Annotated in this window: 16 protein-coding genes and 1 pseudogene; 7 read left to right on the top strand and 10 right to left on the bottom strand. The window is 49.3% G+C overall.

Going from position 1 to position 22,217, the window contains the following annotated elements:
- The first annotated feature begins 160 nt into the window (after positions 1-160).
- From AC1XDK_RS16860 to AC1XDK_RS16840, 5 genes are all read left to right on the top strand, one after another.
- Positions 161-922, top strand: a complete 762-nt coding sequence (locus AC1XDK_RS16860; RefSeq protein ID WP_483351127.1) for an IclR family transcriptional regulator — start codon at positions 161-163, stop codon at positions 920-922.
- 400 nt (positions 923-1,322) lie between these two features.
- Entirely contained in the window at positions 1,323-2,801 is a 1,479-nt protein-coding gene (locus AC1XDK_RS16855; protein WP_483351126.1) for a YjiH family protein, read from the top strand.
- Between the two features lie 63 nt (positions 2,802-2,864).
- Positions 2,865-3,707, top strand: coding sequence for an amidohydrolase family protein (locus AC1XDK_RS16850; RefSeq protein WP_483351125.1), 843 nt, complete (start codon positions 2,865-2,867; stop codon positions 3,705-3,707).
- Positions 3,708-3,800: 93 nt separating this feature from the next.
- Positions 3,801-5,750, top strand: a complete 1,950-nt coding sequence (locus AC1XDK_RS16845; RefSeq protein WP_483351124.1) for a 3-hydroxyacyl-CoA dehydrogenase/enoyl-CoA hydratase family protein — start codon at positions 3,801-3,803, stop codon at positions 5,748-5,750.
- 53 nt (positions 5,751-5,803) lie between these two features.
- Positions 5,804-7,426, top strand: a complete 1,623-nt coding sequence (locus tag AC1XDK_RS16840; RefSeq protein ID WP_483351364.1) for a long-chain fatty acid--CoA ligase — start codon at positions 5,804-5,806, stop codon at positions 7,424-7,426.
- 237 nt (positions 7,427-7,663) lie between these two features.
- On the opposite strand, the gene AC1XDK_RS16835 is transcribed toward AC1XDK_RS16840, so the two are convergent.
- From AC1XDK_RS16835 to AC1XDK_RS16820, 4 genes are all read right to left on the bottom strand, one after another.
- Positions 7,664-9,148 carry a sodium:solute symporter family protein gene (locus AC1XDK_RS16835; RefSeq protein ID WP_483351123.1) on the bottom strand — a complete coding sequence of 495 codons (1,485 nt, stop codon included), beginning with the start codon at positions 9,146-9,148 and terminating at the stop codon, positions 7,664-7,666.
- 3 nt (positions 9,149-9,151) lie between these two features.
- On the bottom strand, positions 9,152-9,448 hold the full coding sequence (locus tag AC1XDK_RS16830; RefSeq protein ID WP_483351122.1) for a hypothetical protein: 297 nt from the start codon (positions 9,446-9,448) through the stop codon (positions 9,152-9,154).
- Between the two features lie 1,089 nt (positions 9,449-10,537).
- The gene (locus AC1XDK_RS16825) at positions 10,538-11,605 is read right to left on the bottom strand and encodes a PEP/pyruvate-binding domain-containing protein (RefSeq protein WP_483351121.1); all 1,068 of its coding nucleotides are present in this window, start codon (positions 11,603-11,605) and stop codon (positions 10,538-10,540) included.
- 32 nt (positions 11,606-11,637) lie between these two features.
- Positions 11,638-13,509: a PEP-utilizing enzyme gene (locus AC1XDK_RS16820; protein ID WP_483351120.1), complete on the bottom strand. Its 1,872-nt coding sequence runs from the start codon at positions 13,507-13,509 to the stop codon at positions 11,638-11,640.
- Positions 13,510-13,629: 120 nt separating this feature from the next.
- On the opposite strand from AC1XDK_RS16820, the gene AC1XDK_RS16815 reads away from it, so the two are divergent.
- Complete coding sequence (locus AC1XDK_RS16815; RefSeq protein WP_483351119.1) at positions 13,630-14,061, top strand: NUDIX hydrolase; 432 nt, start codon at positions 13,630-13,632, stop codon at positions 14,059-14,061.
- Between the two features lie 477 nt (positions 14,062-14,538).
- Here AC1XDK_RS16815 and AC1XDK_RS16810 read toward each other — a convergent pair whose 3' ends face one another.
- The 5 genes from AC1XDK_RS16810 to AC1XDK_RS16790 all read right to left on the bottom strand — a co-directional run bounded on the left by AC1XDK_RS16810 (position 14,539) and on the right by AC1XDK_RS16790 (position 20,069).
- The gene (locus tag AC1XDK_RS16810; protein ID WP_483351118.1) at positions 14,539-15,066 is read right to left on the bottom strand and encodes an aromatic-ring-hydroxylating dioxygenase subunit beta; all 528 of its coding nucleotides are present in this window, start codon (positions 15,064-15,066) and stop codon (positions 14,539-14,541) included.
- 1 nt (position 15,067) lies between these two features.
- Entirely contained in the window at positions 15,068-16,525 is a 1,458-nt protein-coding gene (locus AC1XDK_RS16805) for an aromatic ring-hydroxylating oxygenase subunit alpha (protein ID WP_483351117.1), read from the bottom strand.
- 94 nt (positions 16,526-16,619) lie between these two features.
- A complete protein-coding gene (locus tag AC1XDK_RS16800) occupies positions 16,620-18,047 on the bottom strand; it encodes an aldehyde dehydrogenase family protein (protein WP_483351116.1) in 1,428 nt (475 codons plus the stop codon).
- Positions 18,048-18,138: 91 nt separating this feature from the next.
- Positions 18,139-19,233 (bottom strand): zinc-binding dehydrogenase, encoded by a 1,095-nt coding sequence (locus AC1XDK_RS16795; protein WP_483351115.1) that lies wholly within the window; start codon positions 19,231-19,233, stop codon positions 18,139-18,141.
- Between the two features lie 116 nt (positions 19,234-19,349).
- Complete coding sequence (locus AC1XDK_RS16790; protein ID WP_483351114.1) at positions 19,350-20,069, bottom strand: metallophosphoesterase family protein; 720 nt, start codon at positions 20,067-20,069, stop codon at positions 19,350-19,352.
- Positions 20,070-20,217: 148 nt separating this feature from the next.
- Between AC1XDK_RS16790 and AC1XDK_RS16785 the strand changes: the two genes are divergently transcribed.
- Positions 20,218-20,985 (top strand): IclR family transcriptional regulator, encoded by a 768-nt coding sequence (locus AC1XDK_RS16785; protein ID WP_483351113.1) that lies wholly within the window; start codon positions 20,218-20,220, stop codon positions 20,983-20,985.
- Between the two features lie 790 nt (positions 20,986-21,775).
- Here AC1XDK_RS16785 and AC1XDK_RS16780 read toward each other — a convergent pair.
- A pseudogene (locus AC1XDK_RS16780) lies at positions 21,776-22,013 on the bottom strand (TRIC cation channel family protein); the annotation flags it as partial.
- Between the last annotated feature and the right edge of the window lie 204 nt (positions 22,014-22,217).

Here is a 22,217-nt window from a genome sequence, read left to right as displayed (position 1 = left end):
CAAGCCTATAGCGGACCTGTTTTGTAGATGTCAAATATAAATCTCGGATCAGATCTCTTCCGGGATTTTGTCGTTCTGAAATGGTCCACTAAACCAGGCGAACCGTCTCCGTCTAACATATCCGAACGATTTATCTATTCCAATCTTTTTGCTCTAAACAATGACAAGCGGCACTCCACCGATGAAATCCATACTTCGTACCTTTGAGATTGTCCAAACCCTCTCGGAAGTTCGTAATGCAGGTCCATCAGAGATTGCCTCTCATCTGGGCCTCTCAAAGAGTACTGCTCATGTTTATCTTCGGTCGTTACAGTCTGCAGGATATGTCATCAACGAGAGTGGTGAGTATCGCCTCAGCTCCCAATTTCTAATGATGGGATCCCGACTCAAGTACCGCAGTCGGATATTTCAGGTCTCAAAATCAGATATGTGGAGACTAGCGAGAGAAACAGACGAGCTGGTTACATTGTTTATCGAAGAAGAGGGCCAGACAGTGTTATTTCATCAGGAACGTGGCGTCCAAGCACTCAAATTGGGGACGTACCCGGGGATGACCATTCCAATTCACTCGCATGCTGCCGGGAAAGTATTTTTGGCATATATGGAGGACTCCCGTAGCCAAGACATTCTTGATGAAGGAGGATTCGAGCAGAGAACCGAGGCGACGGTCACCGACCCAGAATCGTTACGCGTCGAGATAGAACAGATCCAGGAGAAAGGGTTTGCGTTTGATTGGGATCAGCAGGTACAAGGAATGGGGGCCATTGCTGTGCCGATACTTGTAGACGATACGCTTCAGGCCGTACTCGCAATTGCTTGCCCGACGAGGAGACTTCAAAATGTCGAGTTCCGTTCTGAGATGAGACAAAAACTACAGGAAAAAGCAGATAGTATCACGATAAACTATCAGTACGGGGACTGACCCGTCTAAAGAAAGCTTCGTCTAATATATACGAACGAAACTCATTCAATCGGTAGGATCATTGATTCGGACAGAGCAGTCTAAGAGGTGATTTTTTCGCAGTTTTCTTGTCTACTCGGCTGAGCACTACGATCATCTCCTATCGACAGACGTTACAGAATTAGCTATGTAATGGGAAACTGATTAACTAAGAGACCCTTATCATGATGAGCTCGGAATCGGGTATCCGTCTGATATTGTTAGACGATACTGGTGGAGATTCCATTCTAGTGACTATCGTCTGAAGCTCATCAGTGAGATTGACCGTCTCTTACTTCTCCTGGAGTTAACGGCGATTTTATCTTCTTCCTCTCGGACATCAAATATTGAATCAATCAATACAATTATAATCCCTGGACGAATGGGTGAGATTGGCTATCACACCATGTTTAGTCGAGACATTTGGATCAGCGACCACGAGACGTGGGAAGAGACGGATGAAGAGATCGAGGAAATTGGAGATGTTCTGCACTCCAAGTTGGAATTGATTCCACTCCTTCGTTTCCTCGGATTGTTCATTGTTGGCGTCGCTTTCTTTGTACTTCCAGTGCCACAGGATAGCACGCTTACAGTTCCATTTGATATTGTTGTTGGATTAATCGAACGACAATTCGCCGGTTTCATACTTGGTGTAGCGTGGTCGATGGTAGTCGCTTCAGCTGTACTGACGACAATAGCAGAAATTCACTACCGAGATATCTTCAGATTGAATGACGATTTGGCCGGCACACTGCACCTCGACATCTGGACAACGTCAGGTGCGTTTTGGGTACTGCGTATCACGGGTGCGTTTTTAGCGACCGGCTTTTTACTTGGTATCGGACCAATGTGGCTTCTCGATCCTGCAGTCTCTAATGTCGTGTGGGGAACACTCGTACTGAGTATCGTCATCATCATCCCTTTAGGGTCGATATTCGTAAACTTGCTCGTTGATTGTGGAGCTCTAGAGTTCGTCGGAACGTTGGCCCGACCGGTGATGAAGCCACTATTTGACCTTCCAGGACGCGCAGCTCTTGACGGGGCTGCCTCGTGGGCGGGATCTTTCGCAATCGGGTTTTATGTCACTCGGAAACTGTTTAACAGAGGTGGATACAACAAACGTGAAGTATTTATCATCTGCTCGTGCTTCGGTACCGGAAGTATCGGTACAATCGGCGTGTTTGCATCCGCCTTCGAGATGCTAGAAATCTTCCCGATTATACTGTTTGCCTATCTCATTGCCATCCTGGCCGTAGGGATCATATCAATTCGACTACCACCGCTTTCTCGGGTACCGGAGGAGTACATCTCCGAACCAAGTGTCGAGCCGAATCTCCAAGGGACACCGGGTGATTTCCTTCGATTAGCTGTTCAAGAGGCTGTTCTTGAATCAAAAGAGATGTCCACACCCAAATCAGCATGGAATGGGTTTATTGATGGATTGGAACTAACCGCGACGATTGTTGGAACGGTGGTTTCTGTCGGGGTCGCCGTGCTTGTCCTCTACCACAATACCTCGGTGTTTCAGACACTATCGACTCCACTTGAGCCGGTTATCGCCCTGTTTGGCATTCCGAATGCAGAAACTGTCGCCTCAGCTCTTGTGATCGGATTCGCCGACATGTACGTTGCGGCGTTAACTGCAGTTGAACTCCAACCAGCTGCAAAGTTCTTTGTCCTCTTAGTAGTCAGCGGTCAGATCCTCTTTCTCTCTGCGTCTGGGCCCATGATGATGGACATGTTTGGGGATGTTCCAGTGCGATTTCGGGATGTCGTCGCTATCTTTTCAGTCCGGACGTTACTTTTGATTCCGATTTGCGCACTTCTCACACACACAGTCGATTTGTTAGGATTACTTTGACTCTCAATTCTGAAATTGACCCAACAGATAATTTTTTAACACTCCAGATAAATGCTTCAATTGATGTCAACAGTCATCGATACGCACGTACATCCTGCTAACGAACTGTTCTTTGAACAGGGTGGTGAGTCTTTGGAGCATGCGCTAGACTACTTTGGTAAGGATCTCTCGCCGGAACCGATTGACGAGACAGTCGAGAAATTTCGAGAGTGGGGAATCGACACATCGATCCTCTTTGCGCTCGACAGCGAGACCAATACCGGTACGCCTCCGATTCCAAACGATTGGGTGGCTGAAGTACGCGACCAGTACGACCTGTTCATGGGGTACGCGAGCGTCGATCCTCACAAAGGTCAGTCGGCCCGAGAAGAGGCAGTCAGAGCGGTTGAAGACCTTGATCTAGATGGGTTCAAATTTCAACAGGCGGTTCAAGGATTCACCCCGAGTGACGAGCAATTTGATGAACTTTGGGAGACCCTTGAAAAGCTCGGCAAACCCGTGCTGTTCCACGGTGGGCACACCGGTATCGGTGCTGGGAGTCCCGCTGGCGACGGACTAATGCTCAAGCATACGCGTCCAATCCATATCGACGAGGTGGCCGCACAACATCCCGACTTGGACATCATCATTGCACACCCGGCCTGGCCGTTCCATCAAGAACAGCTCTCAGTCGTGACTCACAAAAGTAATGTATATATGGATCTCTCCGGATGGCTCCCGAAGTACATTCCCGATGAGGTAATTCACTACGCGAAGTCGCGAGTCCCGCATAAAGTACTATTTGGATCTGATTACCCAATGGTGACTCCCGAAGACTGGCTTGCTGATTTCGAACAAATGGATTTTGACGAAGAAACTCGCGAAATGATTCTTCACGAAAACGCTGAACGTCTGTTCGACCTGTGATGACTAGACAAGAAGGCCCTATCTGGATATCGGTTAAAACGAGCGCTGGTCTGAGATAGATTTAAATATACATACTTCAATTATTCCTAGTGCATGGGTAGCAATTGCCAAATCTCGACAGTAACCGTGCTCGGCGCAGGTAGCATGGGTCACGGAATCGCCGAGCTATCGGCCATCGCGGGATATGATGTCTGTCTCCGCGACATCAAAGAAGAGTACGTCCAGAACGGCTATGATCAAGTCGAATGGAGTGTCGGTAAACTTGCCGAAAAGGGAGTCATCGACGAGGATGCCGAGACGGTTCTCGATCGGATGGAGACGGAAACAGATCTGGCGGCAGCTGTCTCGGACGCCGATCTAGTTATCGAGGCGGTTCCCGAGAACTTAGATCTGAAACAGGAGACGTTCAGCGATGTTGAAAAATATGTGGATGAAGATACAATCATCGCGACAAACACTTCGAGTCTCCGCGTAACGGATATCACGGCCGAAACGAAATCACCCGAGCGCTGTTGTGGACTTCACTTCTTCAATCCACCGGTGAAAATGAATCTTGTGGAAGTTGTTTACGGAGAATTTACAGATGATTCCATTGCTAAGAAGGCCTACGAGTTTGCTGAATCACTTGACAAGACTCCAATCTACGTCCACAAGGATGTTCCTGAGTTCGTTGTTAACAATGTCATTACACCGTTCATGGAGGAGGCAGCATGGATGCTCGACGAGGGTGACACTACTGTCGAGGGTATTGACGCAGCAATGGTATACGAACGCGGTTACCCGATGGGTCCGTTTGAACTCAATGACTTCGGCGGCCTTGATGTCTTAGTGCACACGCGTGAACAGTGGGACAGGCCCATCCCTGAATCAATTCAAAGTCGATTTGATGATAAGGAGCTCGGCCGTAAAACGGGTAAGGGCTTCTACGAGTACGAAGATGGCCTCGGAACTACATATGAACCAGAGGACGCTGAGGGGGTCGATACACTCCGTATCGAAGCACGAATGATTAACGCTGCGGCACGTCTCGTTGGTAAAGGCGTCGCATCACCTGAGGACATTGACGTAGGCATGCGACTTGGCGGACGTTTCTCCGAGGGAACATGCCGGACTGCGGACAAAATCGGTCTCGACGCAGTGCTCGAAAAGCTCAAATCACTACACGAAGTGACCGGAGCCGACCGCTATGAGCCGTCAGAATATCTTATTGAACTTGTAGAGCAAGGGCACATCGGAGAAGAGGCTGGAAGAGGATTTTACAATTATACGGGTGACGGCCCTTACTTCTATCTGGATCACCAGCTCGATGAACGCGGTGTTCTTTCTGTCACACTCGATCGACAGGAACGACTCAATGTGTTTAACGAAGATATGTTCGACGAGGTTGAGTCCGTATTGAACTCGGTAGATACAGACGAAGTTACATGCGTCATTTTCGAGGGGGCTGGCGAGAATTTCAGTGCGGGTGCTGATATCGCTCAGTTCACAACGACGACGCCAACTGAGATGATGCATATTGACGAAACGATGCTCACTGTCGCCGAGTTCGACCGTCCAACTATCGCGAAGATTGACGGACACTGTATCGGTGCCGGTCTCGAACTCGCACTTGCATGTGATTTCCGAATTGCCACCGAGAACTCTACGTTTGCGTCACCCGAAATAAATCTCGGACTGATACCCGGTGGAGGGGGGACTCAACGTCTCGTTAGGACTATTGGTGAGCCTCTCACCAAGGAACTTGTGCTTCGAGGGAACCATATCGACGCCTCGAAGGCTGATGAGTGGGGTCTTGTCCACCATACAGTAGAACCTGAAGCGCTAGACGAGACGATCGAGGAGTACCTCTCAGATATAACGCAGGGGCCACCGATAGCGCTCAAGATTGCCAAGGATACTATTGATCGAGGCCAAGACGCCGATCTCGAAACCGGACTCAAACTTGAGAAGCAAGGATTCAGTCTACTGATGACAACTGACGACATGACTGAAGGTATCTCGGCGTTTCGTGAGGATCGTGAACCAGAGTTCGAGGGACAGTAAATGACCGAAAGGACTACGATACAAGGGTCACATCTCATAAGATATCAACCATGATGGACTATGAACTTACGTTAACGAAAACGCTCCAACGGGCGGTTAATCAGTTCGGACAGAAAGAAATCATCACAAAACTTCCGAATGGTGGATATCACCGCTACACGTATGAGGAGGCTTACAAGCGAATTTGCCAGTTAGCGCATGCCCTTGACGAGTTCGGCCTAGAGAACGGTGATCGTGTTTCCGTGATGGCCATGAACCACTACCGCCACTACGAACTCTACTACGCACCGTCGTGTAGCGGGCGCAGTATCCATATGACGAACCATCGGCTCCCTGAATCACATCTAATACAAATAATCAATGAAGCCGATGATCGTCTCCTGTTTGTTGATCCGGAGTTTATCTCGACCGTCGAGTCGATTGCACCTGAGTTAGAGACTGTCGAACAGTACATCGTACTCGCCGACATCGTCCCTAACACGTCGCTTTCCGCTGTCTCGGATTATGAATCCTTCATTGAGGGTTATTCGACCACGTATGACTGGCCAGATCTGGATGAGGAGACAGAGTGCGGTATTTGTTATACCTCTGGCACAACCGGCATCCCGAAGGGCGCTGCATACTCGCACCGTGGTTTATACTTACTGAGTATGAACTATGGCGCGAAAGACAGCTTCGGCGTTAGTGAGTCTGATGTCATCCTCCCAGTCGTTCCGATGTTCCATGTCAATGGGTGGGCGCTTCCGTACAGCGGAACTTTCTATGGAGCATCGTTTGTGCTTCCAGGTCCACATACCAACCTTGAGAGTGTCGAACGGATGATCCGAGATCATGGGGTGACTGTCGCTGCCGCCGTTCCGACTATCTGGTCAGACATGGAGACTTACATAGACGAGAATCCGGAGGCTGATGTTAGCAATCTAAACAGAATTCTGACTGCTGGAAGCTCTCCCCCTCCGGCACTAATGCGCCGGTATGAAGAGGAGTTCGATGCACCCATCATCCAGGGTTACGGGATGACTGAAGCGTCTCCACATCTCGTGAACACGCTGATGACGACGGAGGTGCGAACGCTCCCAAAGGAAGAACAGTACGAACTGCGAACAAAACCGGGAATTCCGATCCCTGGTGCGGAGGTCAGACTCCGGGACGAAGATGGAGAATCTGTGCCCCACGACGGCGAATCGAAGGGGGAAATCGAAGTGCGAGCACCCTGGGTTATAGATGAATATTATTCGCGGCCCGATGCAACCGAGGAGTCGTTTACGAGTGACGGATGGTTCAAGACTGGTGACATCGGTACGTTCGACGAATACGGTTACCTCAATATTGTCGATCGGGTCGACGACGTCATCAAGAGTGGCGGTGAATGGATTTCGTCAGTGGAACTTGAGAATAAATTGATGGCACACGGAGCGGTCAGCGAAGCAACGGTGGTCGGCGTTGATCACGAAAGATGGCAGGAACGTCCGATTGCGTATATCCACGCCGATGGCAATGTAACCTCGAACGAACTCGAAGAACATCTTCTGGCGGATGTTCCAAAATGGTGGCTGCCGGATTATTTCGAGTTTATCGAAAAGATTCCTCGTACCTCCACTGGAAAGTACGATAAGAAGGCGTTACGAGGGTTGTTCAGAGAGAAACACGATTCGTTGCCCATCTCCGAACGGTAGTGTCCCAATCACCTACTGCGATTTTCTGTGAGAGTTCCGATTACTAGACAATCCATGCTATCGAATCAGGCTTCACTATACGAGCGCGCGCTCTACGTGCCTTCTCTCGAAAGTATTCATTTTTAGACATATTTTGTGAAAATAGGGTGCACACTTGATTTAACTAGCATCCAGATGAACCGCATGATCCCTATTCCCGTGCCATGAAGCACAATAAATGGAAGCGTAGTGTAGTCACTACCAGATCCCGTTGAAGAGCTGTTTGTACTGTTGGACACGGTCTTCGGGTGGTGTCGGCGTCGCGAGCGTGACGACGATCATCACGGCCAACTGCACAAGTAGAACGGGGATAAACTGGAGGAATCCGAACGCGTATGTCTGTGGAATCACACCCAGCTCGAACGCCCAGTGGCCGAAAAATCCGACGAGTAATCCCGCTCCTGACGCGTATTTGTTCACCCTTTTGGAATAGAACGTACTCACAATTGGGAAGAACATCAACGCATACCCGGTGAAGGCAAATATCGTCGTGTCGATGACCGAGTCACGGGTGAGAAGGGATCCGATCCAGGCAAGTAGTAGTAGTACCAGGATGAATCCACGTGTGACGAGTACTTCGCGGCGCTCGGTAATATCTGTGAACGGTCGAAGGATATCTTCGGTGAACATCGTACCGAGGGTGAGCGCCTGTCCATCGAGCGTTGACATCATGGCAGCCAATATACCGGCGAGAGCAAGTCCGACAACCCACGAAGGGAACGTTTCCTGGACGAGCATCGGGAGAACAAAGTCGGGGTTCGCAAGCTCTGGGAATTGACCAACGCCCCAGAATCCGATTAATACGGCTGGACCCCACGAGAGAACGATTGCAACTGGATACACAACCGCAGTCTGTTTGAGTTCTGTGACAGAATTTCCGGTCATATACCGCATGAACAGATGTGGGAGAATGAACGTCTCAAGCGATACGAGAATGCCGACTGAGAAGTACTCTTTCAGTCCAAGCGTAGGAATATTCGCTCGATTTAATAGGTCAGGATTCACTTGCAGCGATGCTTGGGTTGCGGCGTCGAAACCACCGAGTCGGAGCGGAACCAAGATGGCGAAGGCGAGGAGTAAAACGAGAAAGAAAGCACCCTGGAACGCGTTCGTCCACCCTGTTCCGCGCATCCCTCCGCTGTAGACGTACGTGAATACGATCACGACGATGGTCAACCCGCCGGCCCAGTATGGAACGACTCCGTCTGTTAGCGCTTCGAAAACGATACCAGCCCCTTGGACACCGACCAAAAGATATGGAACAGTCCAAAACGCGAACAATCCTGTTACAAGTACCCCGAGATACGTCGAGTTCAACCGATGATTGATCACTTGTGCAGGGGTAATATGTCCAAACTGTTTGCCAACCAACCAGATACGGTATCCGACCGTCATCATTAGTACCGAGAATAGGAAGGGAAAGAGTCCTACAAAGTACCCGAGCGCACTCGGTCCGACCTTATATGAAAGTCCAGGCGCCCCGATCATCGTCACAGCAGACATGTTCGTTGCAAATAAAGCGGCCAATAAAATGAGAGTGCCAAATGACCGGTTTGCCATGAGATAATCTTCGCGCGAGTCCCCTGTGTTTCGAGCAGCATATTGTCCCACCCCAAGAACGATGAGTAGATACACTACGACGATCGTGAGAATCAGTAGGACGTCACTGGATATTGCAACCATGTTTCATCCCTCCGTGTTTTCCGCGGGCTCGGTCGATACTGAGCGTTCAGTCTGTGTGACTGAAACCGTTTCGTCCGGTGAATCTGGCATTATTCCCGCGATCCAGTACAGAAATACTACGCTGACCAGGAGATACATTATATCATATAAGAGTTGGATTGGTAGCCATCCAAACAATAACCCCGCATCCATGAGACCGAGTAGTTCGGAGTGATGAAACACGATCATGATCAGGACTCCACTGAACGCAATAGCGCCGTGGATAGACTGTGGTAACCATCCGCTTTCGCTGAGCGTCATGGTACCAATACCCAATTACTCGAATATATATTTAACGATTGTCTGATGAGAAGATAAAACAGCGCTAACTCATGCTTTTACAGCTGACTCGGTACTGTACGGCTACTACCGGTGATCCCATCGGCGATATCCGATGAGCGATTCGTTGCTCATTATGTACCGGTTGACAATAAACTGTATCCGATATCTAGTCGATCTCGGAGGAATCGGTGAATGAAATCCAGCCAACCGCATTACGGTTAAGTGGGTACGACATCGGTAACACTCGACAGCTTCGCAAATGAAGAAATATACTCAATTCACCGGTGCCTACCGAGCTCTTACTTCGATATTATCGAATCAAATCAAACCCCTTGTTCGACTATAGATGCTGGATTTAAGGGTATCAGTATCGTCAAATTAGACTGGATTACATCTGTAGTACTGTAATAGGATGGCACTTCGATATATCTGAATAGTGCAATGGACAACCGGTTCTGACATTGTAAATTAAATTGCGTAAATAGCGCTTTGAACCGCGATTATCTATTTTTATAAAATAGGACATCTACTGATAACAACTACCGCCTTATCCCAAAGGATCGATTCGATATTGTCGAAGTCAACTCGCGACCCGAATTGATACTCAAGAATTTTTAAGGGGATTGTACTGACAGATATACCGTAGTATATTGCTTGAGGATTAGACGAATGCTATGTTGGAATCCACGACCGGCTCAGATAGATAAATACACGTCTCATTTTCAGATCGCTATTTACTACGACTATTCTGCTGGATACACACGGTCTATTGTCCTGACCGCTTAACCGAGGATAGATGTCACGGACATACTTTCAACAAGTATTTGCATCTTTGCTCGCTTTATCAGGTGCTGGGTTTGAGAGCTACTATTTCCTACAAATTGCAGTTTTCCATTACCGTTGAACGTAGTTTGAAGGGGTTGAGAATGCGATTCTCTAAAAGACGTGTTCGATAATCTACCCAAGTAAGTAATGATAGTCATTCTACTCCGTTTATGTTCCCGCCCACCATCAAATGAGGAATGTGATTTTGGGCTGATTTAGTAAAGGCACTTAGAGGGTCTGAGACTACAAGTAGTCAAGAATTTGGTCCGCTGAATTATCTGAGAAGCTCGTGTTATCAGAATTCTGACCGTCTTCTTTGTTCCACGTGGTCTCTGGGCGACTCTGTAAGATGAAGAACTGCTTGTTATCGCCATCTTCTTCGATCGCCCACTCAATGTCCTGTGGTTCGTCGTAGTACCTCTCAATTGACTTCGCGAGATCGGTAAGTCCGATGATCTCATCAGCCGTTAGCGATGGCACATTTTGCTTGTCGTCCTCAACGGTTACTTCCTCGATCCCGGCATCTGTTGGTACTATCATCTTTTCTTTATTCTGAATGTTGCGATCAACAATCTTGTAGACGGGTTTATCAACGAGGAAACTATCCGGTGAGACACGACCGCTCACGACGGCTTCGCCAAGTCCCCAATTTGCCTCGATCCGGACTTTGGATTGGTCTCCATTTGAAGGGTTGAGCGTGAACATCACGCCTGAAGTCCGCGCGTCCACCATTTTTTGAATCCCGACACTAATGAGTACTTCATCACGGTCGAACCCATGCTTCTCACGGTAAGTAATCGCTCGAGCAGTGAACAGACTCCCCATACATTCTTTCGTTCGCTGTGTGACTGACTCGAAATCAGTTACATTGAGGTAGGTATCCTGTTGTCCGGCGAAACTTGCGTCAGGTAAGTCTTCAGCCGTTGCAGATGATCGGACAGCGACTTGCAAGTCATCTGTTCCTGTCTTTGTTTGTAGCTGTTCCCATGATGATTTGAGTTCCTCGGCAAGGAAGGGAGGAAATGACGCGTTTTCGATGTGCTCTCGGATATCGCTGCTTGCGGCTGCAACAGCGTTGTCATCGTCGATGTCAACTTCAGAAATTCGCTCCGTAATGTAGTTGTCGAGTGACTGCGTTTCGAGGAAGGCTTCGTAGAAGTCCGTAGTGACAACGAACCCGGGCGGAACTTGGACATCATCACCGACTTCCATCAGTTCCCCAAGTGAGGCGTTCTTTCCACCGACCAGCCCAATATTCGCTTTTGTGCATTTTTCAGACTCGAAATGCAAGGTGTATGTTGAATCGACCATTGTGTATTGTTAATTTTGATTCGGTATAATTGTTACTCTTCGTTCCCAAGGATCACAACTTTCCCCTTGTTCCCATTTACTCGGATTCGATCACCCGTCTGAAGGCGGGATGTCGCCGTCCCAACCCCTGTGACAGCCGGCAAACCGTACTCACGACAGACGATAGCAGTGTGACTTGTCGCACCGCCATTATCCGTGACGGCTCCGGCTACTTTTGAAAATACTGGTGTCCAATCCGGATTTGTGAGTGGGGAGACCAGTATCTCATCGCGCTCAACTTCTTTCAGGTCGCTTCCTGATTTGACCACTCGTGCTTTCCCTTCGATTGTGCCAGACGAGGACGCAAAGCCTTTCATCTCATTGCTGTCTTCCTCCTGCTCCGAGCCGAGCCAGTTCTGAACAGTTTCGGTCGTAATGCCCCAGAGCATAATCACCATCGGATCCGTGATCTCCTCGGGTGGATCGCCGATCGCCGGGGGTGGTGACCACTCTTCGGCCGCATCGAGTATGCGTTTTCGTTCTTCGGCCTCCTCTTTCCAGTAGTTTGGGACGTGAGCGCCTTTTCCCTGCGACCAGACGCGAGCAAGGTCTGCGAGGAGTTCTGACACTTCATTTCGTCCAAACAACGTAATGTCGCGGGGCTCATCAAGGATGCTATGATTGACTAAGAGTTCGCCGAATTCATCGAGCTTCTGGAATATGATTGTGTGGAGCCAGTTTTCGATCCAAAATTGGTGATCCTCTGCGTGATTGTAGACTTTCAGCACAAGTTGATGAGCCTGATCAAACTGGGCACGTTCATCATCGCTGAGATAGCCCCGATATTCGTTGACGACCTCCTCGCGCTCTTCCCGAAGTGCTGTGATGTCACGCCGGATTTCTTTACCCTCTTGGAGTGCGGTCACCTTCTCCTGGAGATGTTCGAATGGCTGTTCGAGCGTATCGAGCCATGAACCGTCCGCACTGTGATAGCCTCTGCTGACGGTGATATGGAACCATGGGTCTTTCACTTTCTCGAAGGCGTCAAGAAAATTGCGACCTGCTTCGGTTTTCTTGAGACGGGTGATTTTTTCGTCAGGGGTTTGTTCTGAAGTCAGAATTTCCGGGACATCGTTACCCAACTCCATTGCCTGGTGAGCGAGATCATTTAAAACCTTATCAGCAATAAACAGATCTGTTTCGAGGCCAGTAACCATCTGACCGATGGCGTTATCACTGATCTCAGGAAAGAGTTCATCGCAAGTTCCCTTGAAGGAGAGATACGCCAGATAAACTAGATTGAGGTACTCGAAATGACGTTGCCATCCTTTGAGTGTCAGTTCCTGTAATCGATTATAAGCGCTTTGAATATCGACTGATTCGGGATAAAGTCCTTTTGCCTCGAAAACGACTTCGTCGGGAGCGTATTCGGGAAGTTGCTCTGGGACATCGAGATTCCGAATCTCTTCACCAATTTCTTTGACGGCTGGAAGCCACTCGTCTTCGTAGAGTTCCTCAAAGTTTTCATAGATATATTCGCTACGTTCGCTAAATACAGATTTGCGTTCTTCGAGTAACTCTGGGTCTGCACATGGTACTGGTGAGGCATACGAGTAACCAGCGATAATTCGCAGATCAATACCCATCGCGGGTGGTACCGCAAATACACGACTCTGTGCTTGAGAGAGTTGCATCACAATCGATTCGACACAAAGCGTGATATCCCATGGACGGAGTGGTCTCGGGCTATCCTTCTGATCCCAGAACCAGAATCGGTCCTTCTCTAGTTCTGTTCGTTCTGGGGACTCTCCGAACCGAAAGTATCGAGGATACATCTCCTCCCAGCCCTCACATTCTTCCGGAACCTCAACCTCGTCTGGCCATGGAAACCTGTCTACTGGTTCTGAATTGATTTCCTCTGTCATGGTGGTCTATAACACCCTACATATGAACCTTACCTATGTCATATTATATCTTTGGGTTTGTGTAGAGCAGTAGCTACCAGTGAGCGTCACTACTTAGTGGGTGATCTCCGAATAGCCAGTATGCACACTTTGGTTGCCTCGACTGTAGTACGTACTGCCGACGAAGTTCTCCTTGTCAAAGAGGGGAAAGAGAAAGTAAAGGGTACTTGGAATCTTCCGGGTGGACGGGTGGAAGAGGATGAAGATCCAACTGAAACAGCAGTACGTGAAATGAAGGAGGAAGTGGGCGTCGACGTTGATTTATTCGGACTTATTGGCGTATATCTTGGACAAGACGCGTTCGTCGACGGGCCGTTTCTATCGATAACGTACTTAGGACAATTATCTGGAGATCCACGCGCGGTTCCAACTGATACCGTTGAAGCTGTAGAATGGTTCGACCAGCAACGTATTAACGAATTAGAGTTGCGCTCACCATACATCTCGCGTGCAATCCATGATGCTAACGAAAGGACGTTCTCGAAGGACGTTATCCGTTCCGATAGAGAGTAGGAGACATTCTTAATTAGTGTTCATGTGGGCCATGAGGTGTCTCCAAGAACTCCGAAAAGAGGTCGGTTTCGCACGTTGTGAGTTCACAGAGCATCGCTGGATGTAGTTGAAGTTCGGTTCTTTTCACAGGTGCATGTATGGCGAGTGCATCGTCGTTCGACATTGTCATTTTCGAGACCACGACGTCTGCATATTCGTTACTAATTTTGAACGTTTCATCAATAGATCGGGATTCGCTTCCGTCATCCCGCTCAGGTGGTGGATCACAGCCGAGCCGATCGACTAAGTCCGCCTCCGTTTGCCAAGAGAGACTTTCGAGACCGAGTGCATCGACTCGGATTCGAGATGATGAATTCTGTACGTCTTTATTCGATTCAATTTCGACTAACTGACCTCGGGGTGTCAGCAACTTTCGGACGGTAACCGAGTCAGATCTGACCACTATGTCGAACTCGTCTGTGACAGTAGTTTGTGGGCTCATAAAAAGATTGAAATTTTGTCGATTTTCGGGACTGCATGGTCGAGGAACACGTGGCGATTCGCTATGGTGAACGTATTGCCGTTAGGACGCAGTACGTCTTCTCGGCGCCCTGCGAGGAATGTATACGATTCTGAGTCACCCTGCCCATAGTACAGGAGTTGGTAACTCCTCGCGTCGACAGTGCCATCGTCTCTCTCGTTGGCGCCTACGTTAGTAATAAAACGACGGGTCCGGGATGGCGGTCGTTCGGACCAAGCATACTCTGATTCGAACCGTTGAACCCGTGCTTCCAAAGATCCATAGTCTTCATCGAAGTAATACGATGAGCGACTGAAACTGTCATTCACGTGTTCGCGTGTGATTCGCAGTGGTGCCTTATACTCGATATCTTTTTCGAGCAGCGAAAGCCATTCTTTTAGTTCGCGCTGGTCCAGCAGGGCCGCCTCTTCATATAGGAACTGTTCGACACACCGTTCTAAGAGAAGCTGATCCAATTCCGACTTTCGATTAGTGTTCGTAGCCATGCTATTTACCATCCTTTGCCCGTTCACACTCACTTGCTATTTCGCATTTACTTGTCTGCTCACAGTCTCTCGATAGTTCATTTCCATCTCGTGGTGTTGAGAGATGATCGAACCACTGATCATGGAACTTCTGCATACCAACCTCTTCTAAATTGATAGCGTAGACAGTGCCTGGGCCGGGCCACTGTTCGTCAAAGGCCACTTCGCTCATTTCTTCCGTGCCCATTTGGTAGTTTAGTTCTAACTCATGCTGTTTAGCGAACGTCGAGTCGGCGACGTCAGTGATACCGTTCCAGATGGTGACATCGTCTTGTTCGAAGTTCCCCGATGGGCCGAAGTTGGACATATACACTTTATAGATGCGCTCTTTGACCTCATCTGATGCTCGCTTTGGTGCGAAAGCCCAACTCCATATCTCGGTTTTGTTTGGCCCGATTGGCTGCCACTTCCGGAGGCCAAGGAAGCCAGTGACGTCCTTGTTGGGATCGTCAGTAATATCCCCGAAGTTGAGAAATGCCAAATTCGGAAAAACACTTCCAGTGAACGAGAGTGCCTCCTTCGCGGCCTCGTACTGATCTGACGTCACATTATCCGGATTGAACAGCTCCACGATCTCATCGGGGTACGTCATAAATACGTCTTCACCCTCGACCATTCGAGTACTGGTCGTGTGGCCGTTACAGTGGATGTGCCGGTCTTTCGTCTCCCCTGCGCCAGCGACACCAACAGTGTCGTCACCGCCAAGGCCGAGTTGCTTGATAGAATGGTGCGCAAAGCCAGTGTGATAGCTGTCACCAGCAAAGTTATCTGCACCAGTCTTCCAGTTTGTCTCTACTATCCAGCGGTGTGGTTCACCGATAACTTCCATTCCACCATCTGGGAGTTTGAATTGGATATCGAGATACCAGGTGAAATCCCCTAAGTGCTCTTCCAAACTCTCACCAGACTCCGAAAGCGAGGCGAACACAAGGCCAGCGTAGCTGTCCACTCGAGGTGCACTATGTAACCCGTGTTCTGATTGGTCCAGGTCCTTGAACGCTATTTCCTTTTGTGGTACTCCCACGAGTTCTCCGGTATTCTTGTATGTCCAACCGTGATACGGGCACCGGAAATGGGAGGTATTGCCTTGCTCAGCGCGACATAGCTTAGTGCCGCGATGACGGCAGCTATCAAATAGCACTTGAATTTCACCACTCATGTCCCGCACAAAGATGAAAGGATCACCTGCAATATAGCGGCGTGCGTAGTCACCTTCCTCGGGTACTTCGGATTCATGACCGACGAATATCCACTCACGTCCGAATAGTCGATCAAGCTCCAGTTTATGGACCGTTTCACTATTGAAGGTCTTCAGCGGGAGTTTGCCCTTTTCAAGTGACGCTTCGATCTCTGCTAAAAGATCTTCGTGATCTTTTGTGTCGTGGCCATTAGATGACACTTTTCTACCTGTTGATGGCATACATTCCCATGTCAGTCTATGCCTATTTATTCATTGTGGTCTGTCAAACCTGTAGAGAAAAATCCGCTTACTGACTATCTCTCCTGCCGATTCATCAACGGAGCGTTCTGTCGACTGTCATTCGAACGTTCTTGATTTTGGTATAGTGGTTTAGTGCGGCTGTCGCATACTCTGATCCGATTCCACTTTGTTTGTATGCGGGGAACGGTACCTGCGGAGTTGGCGAGGCGTAATTATTCACCGTAACTGTTCCGGCGTCAATCAGCTCCGTGATGCGATTTGCTCTATCTAGATCAGTTGTCCAGATGCCTGCATACAGTCCGTACTCTGTGTCGTTCGCTCGTTTGACGACCTCCTGTTCGGAATCAAATCGATAGGCGGTCAGGACAGGACCGAATATTTCTTCGCAGGAGACTCCCGCGTCGTCGGGTACGTTCTCAACGAGCGTCGGTTCGTAGAAATTTCCTTCTTCGAAGGGGATACGCCCACCTGTGGTCACAGACCCACCAATTTCGACAGCCGATTCGACGTACGACGTGACCTCCGACTGCGCCGAAGGTGAAATGAGCGCCGATACATCGGTCTCGTTCGGATCTTTCTTTATGTCCATCGCTTCGATTCGTGACACCACCCGGTCGATAAACTCGTCGTAGATGTTGTCTTCGACGAAGAGTCGAGTGCCGGCATAACAGCTCTGCCCGGCATTGCTGAACATTTTGACTGCCCCCTTTGCGGCCGCTTCTTGGTCCGCATCGGCGAAAACAATGTTTGGACTCTTCCCCCCGAGTTCTAGATTCAATGGGATCAATCGGTCTGATACCAATTCCCGAATGTGGAGGCCAACTTTTTTTGATCCCGTGAAAGTCAGCTCTTTCACATTATCGCTCATGACCAGCGCTTCGCCGGCCGTCGAGCCTTGCCCAGGAACGACGTTCAAAACGCCGTCAGGCAGTCCTGCATTGCTGGCTGCTCGTCCCAATTCGAGAATCGACATCGGCGCCAGCTGAGCAGGTTTCGCTACGACGGTATTCCCGCAGGCTAATGCTGGAGCGATACTTCTCGAGCCCAACAAAAGTGGCGAGTTCCATGGGATAATATGTCCAGTTACGCCAAGCGGTTCCCGTTGCGTGTAGTCGAACTCCTCGTTTGAAAGCGGGATGGTTTCGCCGTTAATTTGGTGAGTCAATCCTGCGTAGTACTCGAAGTACTCTGCCGCGTATTCGACGCTCCGCTTCGAATCCGACAATGATCGACCAGTCTCTTCGGTGTGTCGTTGGGCAATTTCGGTCTTGCGGGCACGAAGTTCGGCAGCAATATCTCGAAGGTAGTGCCCCCGTGTGACTGTATCGACCGTTCGCCAGCGTTCGAAGGCTGACTCAGCCGCTTCGACTGCGGAGGCAACATCTGATTCGTTTGCAAGCGCGATACTAGACACCGGTTGATTCGACGATGGGTCATTCACGGTTACCGTCTCTGCGCGTGAAAGGGTCTCCCCATCGATGAGTAAATCATACTCTCTCATCGGTTAGTATGGTGTTTGAGGGCATCCAATATAAAATTTCAGCTATCGTACGATGGCTGGGATACCCAGCCAATCGCATGAGTTGGATGCCTCACTCCTGGGTGATGACGCTTCGGATACCGGTCCCTTCGTCTATTGTCTCGAACGCTCTATCCAGTTGGTCAAGTGGGTATGTGTCGCTGACGAGTTTTTCTAGTGGAAGTCGACCGGATTCTGCGAGTCTTGCAAAACGGGGAATGTCAATCGAGGGACGAAGCGAGCCGCCAACGTTTCCAACGATTTGCTTTCCATGGGTGAGGGCTGACGGAGGGACCTCAAAGTATTCGGCAGAACTCGTCGCTGTCGAGACCACCGTCCCTCCGGGACGAACCGCATCAATTGCTTGCTTGACCACGTCCGGATGACTAGTACACTCGAACGCATACTTCACCCCGCTACTGGTGACGTTCTGAATCGTCTCTACAGGATCGGTATCGCGAGAGTTGACTGTGTGTGTGGCCCCGAGATCCTTTATGAACGATAGTTTCTCGTCGACAACGTCAACTGCAATGATGGGATCGGCCCCAACCAGTAGAGCACCGAGAATCGCGCTTGATCCAACACCCCCACAGCCGAATACAGCGACCGGTTCACCTGCTGAGGCCCCAGCAGTGTTTGTTACTGCTCCAAGTCCGGTTGTCGCGCCACATCCGAGTAGCGAAGCCTCGGGAAACGGCAGTCCTTCGGGGATCTTGACGGCGGTCTGTTGAGGAACTACACAGTGAGTGGCGAACGACGATTGTCCATAAAAGTGGTTTACCTCTTCGCCGTCGCGGGAGAGTCGCCGGGTACCATCTAATAGTGTTCCTTGCTTGACCACCGATCGTCGCGAGCAAAGGTGGGGATCACCACGTTCGCAGAACTCGCACTCCCGACAGAATGGAAGGACCCACAGTACTACGCGGTCCCCCTCTGTGAGTGATGAGACGTTATTGCCGACAGCGTCGACGATACCAGCTCCTTCATGTCCCAACACAACGGGATACGGCACCGCTGAAGCACCGACATAACGATGGTGGTCAGTGTGACAGACACCGGTCGCCTGGATATCAACCCGGATTTCGTTCGCCTTGGGTTCGGCGAGCTGGAGCGATCCTATTGATAGATTTCGTGGCTCTTCCAATACTGCTGCAGTGATTCGTGTCATATGTAACAATTCTACCCGACTACTCCTTTTACCGGTGGTAACTAAAGTGTAGGGTTTCTTTGGCCGCGTTCAATCTCGGCCCAACTGATGCCGCTTTTACCGTGTCTGCAAATCCCTCACCTGTCATCGATAATTTCGCCTTCTTCCAACCATAGACAGAGCAGGTCTGGAAGCGACGTCCGCCGGATTTTTCCAACGACCTCCTTGATTGGATACGATACACGGTAGAGGTTTGCTGTGTTCGTTTCGAGATCGATGACAGCATAGGCTGCGCGTGGGTCTCCGTCGCGTGGTTGCCCAACGCTACCAGGATTTACTAGCAGTCGTCCGTCGAGACGTTCTGCGTGTTGAACGTGTGTGTGCCCGTGAACGAGAATCGATTCATCTCCGAACAGGTAGAGTCCGTAGTCCTCGGGATAGAGTCGGCCGTCTTGGTCGTCTGGCTTTCCGTGTACTAGTTTAGTAGTCCCTTCTTCGATAGTTAGTTCTGCTGGAAGGTTAGCTAAGTACTCCATCTCTTCAGTATCAAGCCGCTCGTGAGTCCAAATACCAGCTTCACGCGCGAGTTCGCTCGGCCGAAACTCCGTATTGTCTCTGTTATCGGGTTCGGTAGCTGTTCCCATCGAGTCGATGTTCGTACTGATTTTGCGGTCGTGGTTCCCTTGAATACTGATGATCCCTTCATTGGCGAAGGTTTCCAAGACCTGGTGTGGAAACGGATTATAGCCCACTGCGTCCCCACAATGATAGATTTGCTCCACGTCCGGCATATCGGTGAGAACTGCTTCGAGTGCTGGTTGATTTCCATGTACGTCGCTTATCAGACCAAGCTTCATAACTCAAAATCTACGTCGATCTATTTAAATCTTCTAAGTAACGAACAACCGTGATCATGGACGCTTCCGATTATACCCGAAGATTTTGAGAATCTTCCCTGATTGCCGGAACACTACCTAATAAATAATTAGAGACTTATTGGTGGCTATGGCAAACAACAACGGAGGTTCGGGGAGGATCACTACGTTAGAGAAAGGCTTCCAAATAATCGAAATCATCGAAGATGAGGAAACTGCGACTCTCACTGAAATATCTGACAGAATGGATATTGCAAGAAGCACCGTGCACGATTATCTCATGACCCTGCTTGACCTCGAATACCTAGTTAAGAACGATGGAAAGTACCAGATTGGATTAAAATTTGCGAGACTTGGGACTAACGCCAGAGAGACTGTCCCACTTTCGAGCTCAATCACGCCGTATCTAGAGCGGTTAGCCGACGAAACTGGAGAAACTGTGTGGTTTCTCGTTGAAGAATGCGGCCTCGCAGTGTATCTCGAGCACGCTGAAGGGAATCAGGGAATCAAGACGGAACATTTCATCGGTGGCCGTTCATACCTGCATTGTCATGCAGGCGGTAAGGCGATTCTGGCACAGTTGTCTGAAGATCGAATTAACGAGATCATCGATAACCATGGCCTTCCGGAAATAACGGAAAATACAATCACGTCCCGTGAAGCCCTCTTCGAGGAACTGGAGCGAATCCGTGAACAGGAATTTGCCCAGAACTATAGCGAGCAGATAAATGCGACCAGAGCAGTAAGCGCAGCGATTGTCATCGATGATGAAGTCTTTGGAGCAATCAGCGTTGGAGGGCCTGCGCACCGACTTCGCGGTGAACGATTTGAAGAAGAGCTGCCGAATCAAGTTATGAGCGTAGTAAATGAGATTCGGCTCAACTATCTGTACTCGTAGTGCGGTTGTATCGTCATCCTCTTCCCATTACAATATTAGTACCGTAATGAGTGGTACCGGAATTCGACGCTCAATTTAACAGTGTTGTGCTAAACTAACCTGAGAAATGAGCAGGTCTTTGAGTAAATCGGGCTTAGATACCCATGGATCTGCTCAGAAATTTAAATGTGAATTTTGATGAACGACCATGGACAATTGATTGTGACGAGCGATTGTTCGATCTCATAGAATATCTTCACGAGTATACTACAGTGGGCGTGACTGAACCAGCCATCATATGCGATATCACAAGAGCACCGTTTATGGCCGCCTCTCAACGCTTATCTAGCGCGATACGGCCAAGAATGTCGACGGGAACTACCGTTTCAGTTTTCGTTCGTCGTTGGAGCTGTCGAAGAAGTGGAAGTTCATCGGCCTCAACGACCTGTGTGACAGGGGGTGGTTCAATGAACTCAAGCGCTCGACGGGCGCGAGTTCTCACACTCTCTCTCTCGCGTGCTTAATGATTTGGCGGAGGAAGGGTTCTTCGAGAATCAAAAAGAGTTCGAATCGACGGTCGCGAGTTATTATACTCTGATGGTGAGGTGGGACGTCCTCCGTCCCGTTTTCGTATCGATCGACACCTGGAGTGAAGACTGCCTGTAAGATGTATGCAACTTAAAGTAGTCAGCGAATATGGGTTGATTGACTCGGGAAACTCGAACGACGAGAGGTTCATACGTTGTCTGTTTCCTCCTTTGGCCGATGAGCATCCTAGTGCTAACCCTAGTTCTTTGGCTATCAGGAGCGGTCACCCATAGATGAGTGCACTAATTCGTGTTCTCACGACTATAAGTGCACACACTCCTGCAGTGATTCCGTTCGAACCGCTGGCAGTCACGATGACCCAGTGCATGCTGACACTTAGTACCACACAACTGGCGTAGAAGTCATTTGAGCAAGATGAACGGTGAGCGATCCATCAGGATATCCGCAATGGCACCACCCCCGTCGGCGTTGATCGTCGTAATTGCGACGGCGCTGAACGCTGGATACTCAAGCGTCCTACAAACCGTAGAAAAGTTAGAATACTACTAGAATCGACTCTTGGACTCTAATCTGAAACGGCCGTAAATTGGACGTATCAGTCGAAGTCGTGCATTATAGGAATTCTATAACCCGTATTGTTTCATCTCCCATGATGGCAGATTTCATATTGCAGTATATGATTTATATTTTATCAACTGCCTAAA

Source organism: Haladaptatus sp. HS23 (assembly GCF_056892285.1).
The sequence above is the reverse complement of the archived record's forward strand: the minus strand, read 5'-3'. Positions and strand labels throughout refer to the sequence as shown.

Excerpts from the sequence above, each read along its gene's own strand:
- AC1XDK_RS16835 (WP_483351123.1), bottom strand. The coding sequence starts at position 9,148 with ATGGTTGCAATATCCAGTGACGTCCTACTGATTCTCACGATCGTCGTA.
- AC1XDK_RS16840 (WP_483351364.1), top strand. The coding sequence starts at position 5,804 with ATGGACTATGAACTTACGTTAACGAAAACGCTCCAACGGGCGGTTAAT.
- AC1XDK_RS16855 (WP_483351126.1), top strand. The coding sequence starts at position 1,323 with ATGGGTGAGATTGGCTATCACACCATGTTTAGTCGAGACATTTGGATC.
- AC1XDK_RS16830 (WP_483351122.1), bottom strand. The coding sequence starts at position 9,448 with ATGACGCTCAGCGAAAGCGGATGGTTACCACAGTCTATCCACGGCGCT.
- AC1XDK_RS16860 (WP_483351127.1), top strand. The coding sequence starts at position 161 with ATGACAAGCGGCACTCCACCGATGAAATCCATACTTCGTACCTTTGAG.
- AC1XDK_RS16805 (WP_483351117.1), bottom strand. The coding sequence starts at position 16,525 with ATGCCATCAACAGGTAGAAAAGTGTCATCTAATGGCCACGACACAAAA.
- AC1XDK_RS16795 (WP_483351115.1), bottom strand. The coding sequence starts at position 19,233 with ATGACACGAATCACTGCAGCAGTATTGGAAGAGCCACGAAATCTATCA.
- AC1XDK_RS16820 (WP_483351120.1), bottom strand. The coding sequence starts at position 13,509 with ATGACAGAGGAAATCAATTCAGAACCAGTAGACAGGTTTCCATGGCCA.
- AC1XDK_RS16825 (WP_483351121.1), bottom strand. The coding sequence starts at position 11,605 with ATGGTCGATTCAACATACACCTTGCATTTCGAGTCTGAAAAATGCACA.
- AC1XDK_RS16815 (WP_483351119.1), top strand. The coding sequence starts at position 13,630 with ATGCACACTTTGGTTGCCTCGACTGTAGTACGTACTGCCGACGAAGTT.
- AC1XDK_RS16800 (WP_483351116.1), bottom strand. The coding sequence starts at position 18,047 with ATGAGAGAGTATGATTTACTCATCGATGGGGAGACCCTTTCACGCGCA.
- AC1XDK_RS16850 (WP_483351125.1), top strand. The coding sequence starts at position 2,865 with ATGTCAACAGTCATCGATACGCACGTACATCCTGCTAACGAACTGTTC.
- AC1XDK_RS16810 (WP_483351118.1), bottom strand. The coding sequence starts at position 15,066 with ATGGCTACGAACACTAATCGAAAGTCGGAATTGGATCAGCTTCTCTTA.
- AC1XDK_RS16845 (WP_483351124.1), top strand. The coding sequence starts at position 3,801 with ATGGGTAGCAATTGCCAAATCTCGACAGTAACCGTGCTCGGCGCAGGT.
- AC1XDK_RS16790 (WP_483351114.1), bottom strand. The coding sequence starts at position 20,069 with ATGAAGCTTGGTCTGATAAGCGACGTACATGGAAATCAACCAGCACTC.
- AC1XDK_RS16785 (WP_483351113.1), top strand. The coding sequence starts at position 20,218 with ATGGCAAACAACAACGGAGGTTCGGGGAGGATCACTACGTTAGAGAAA.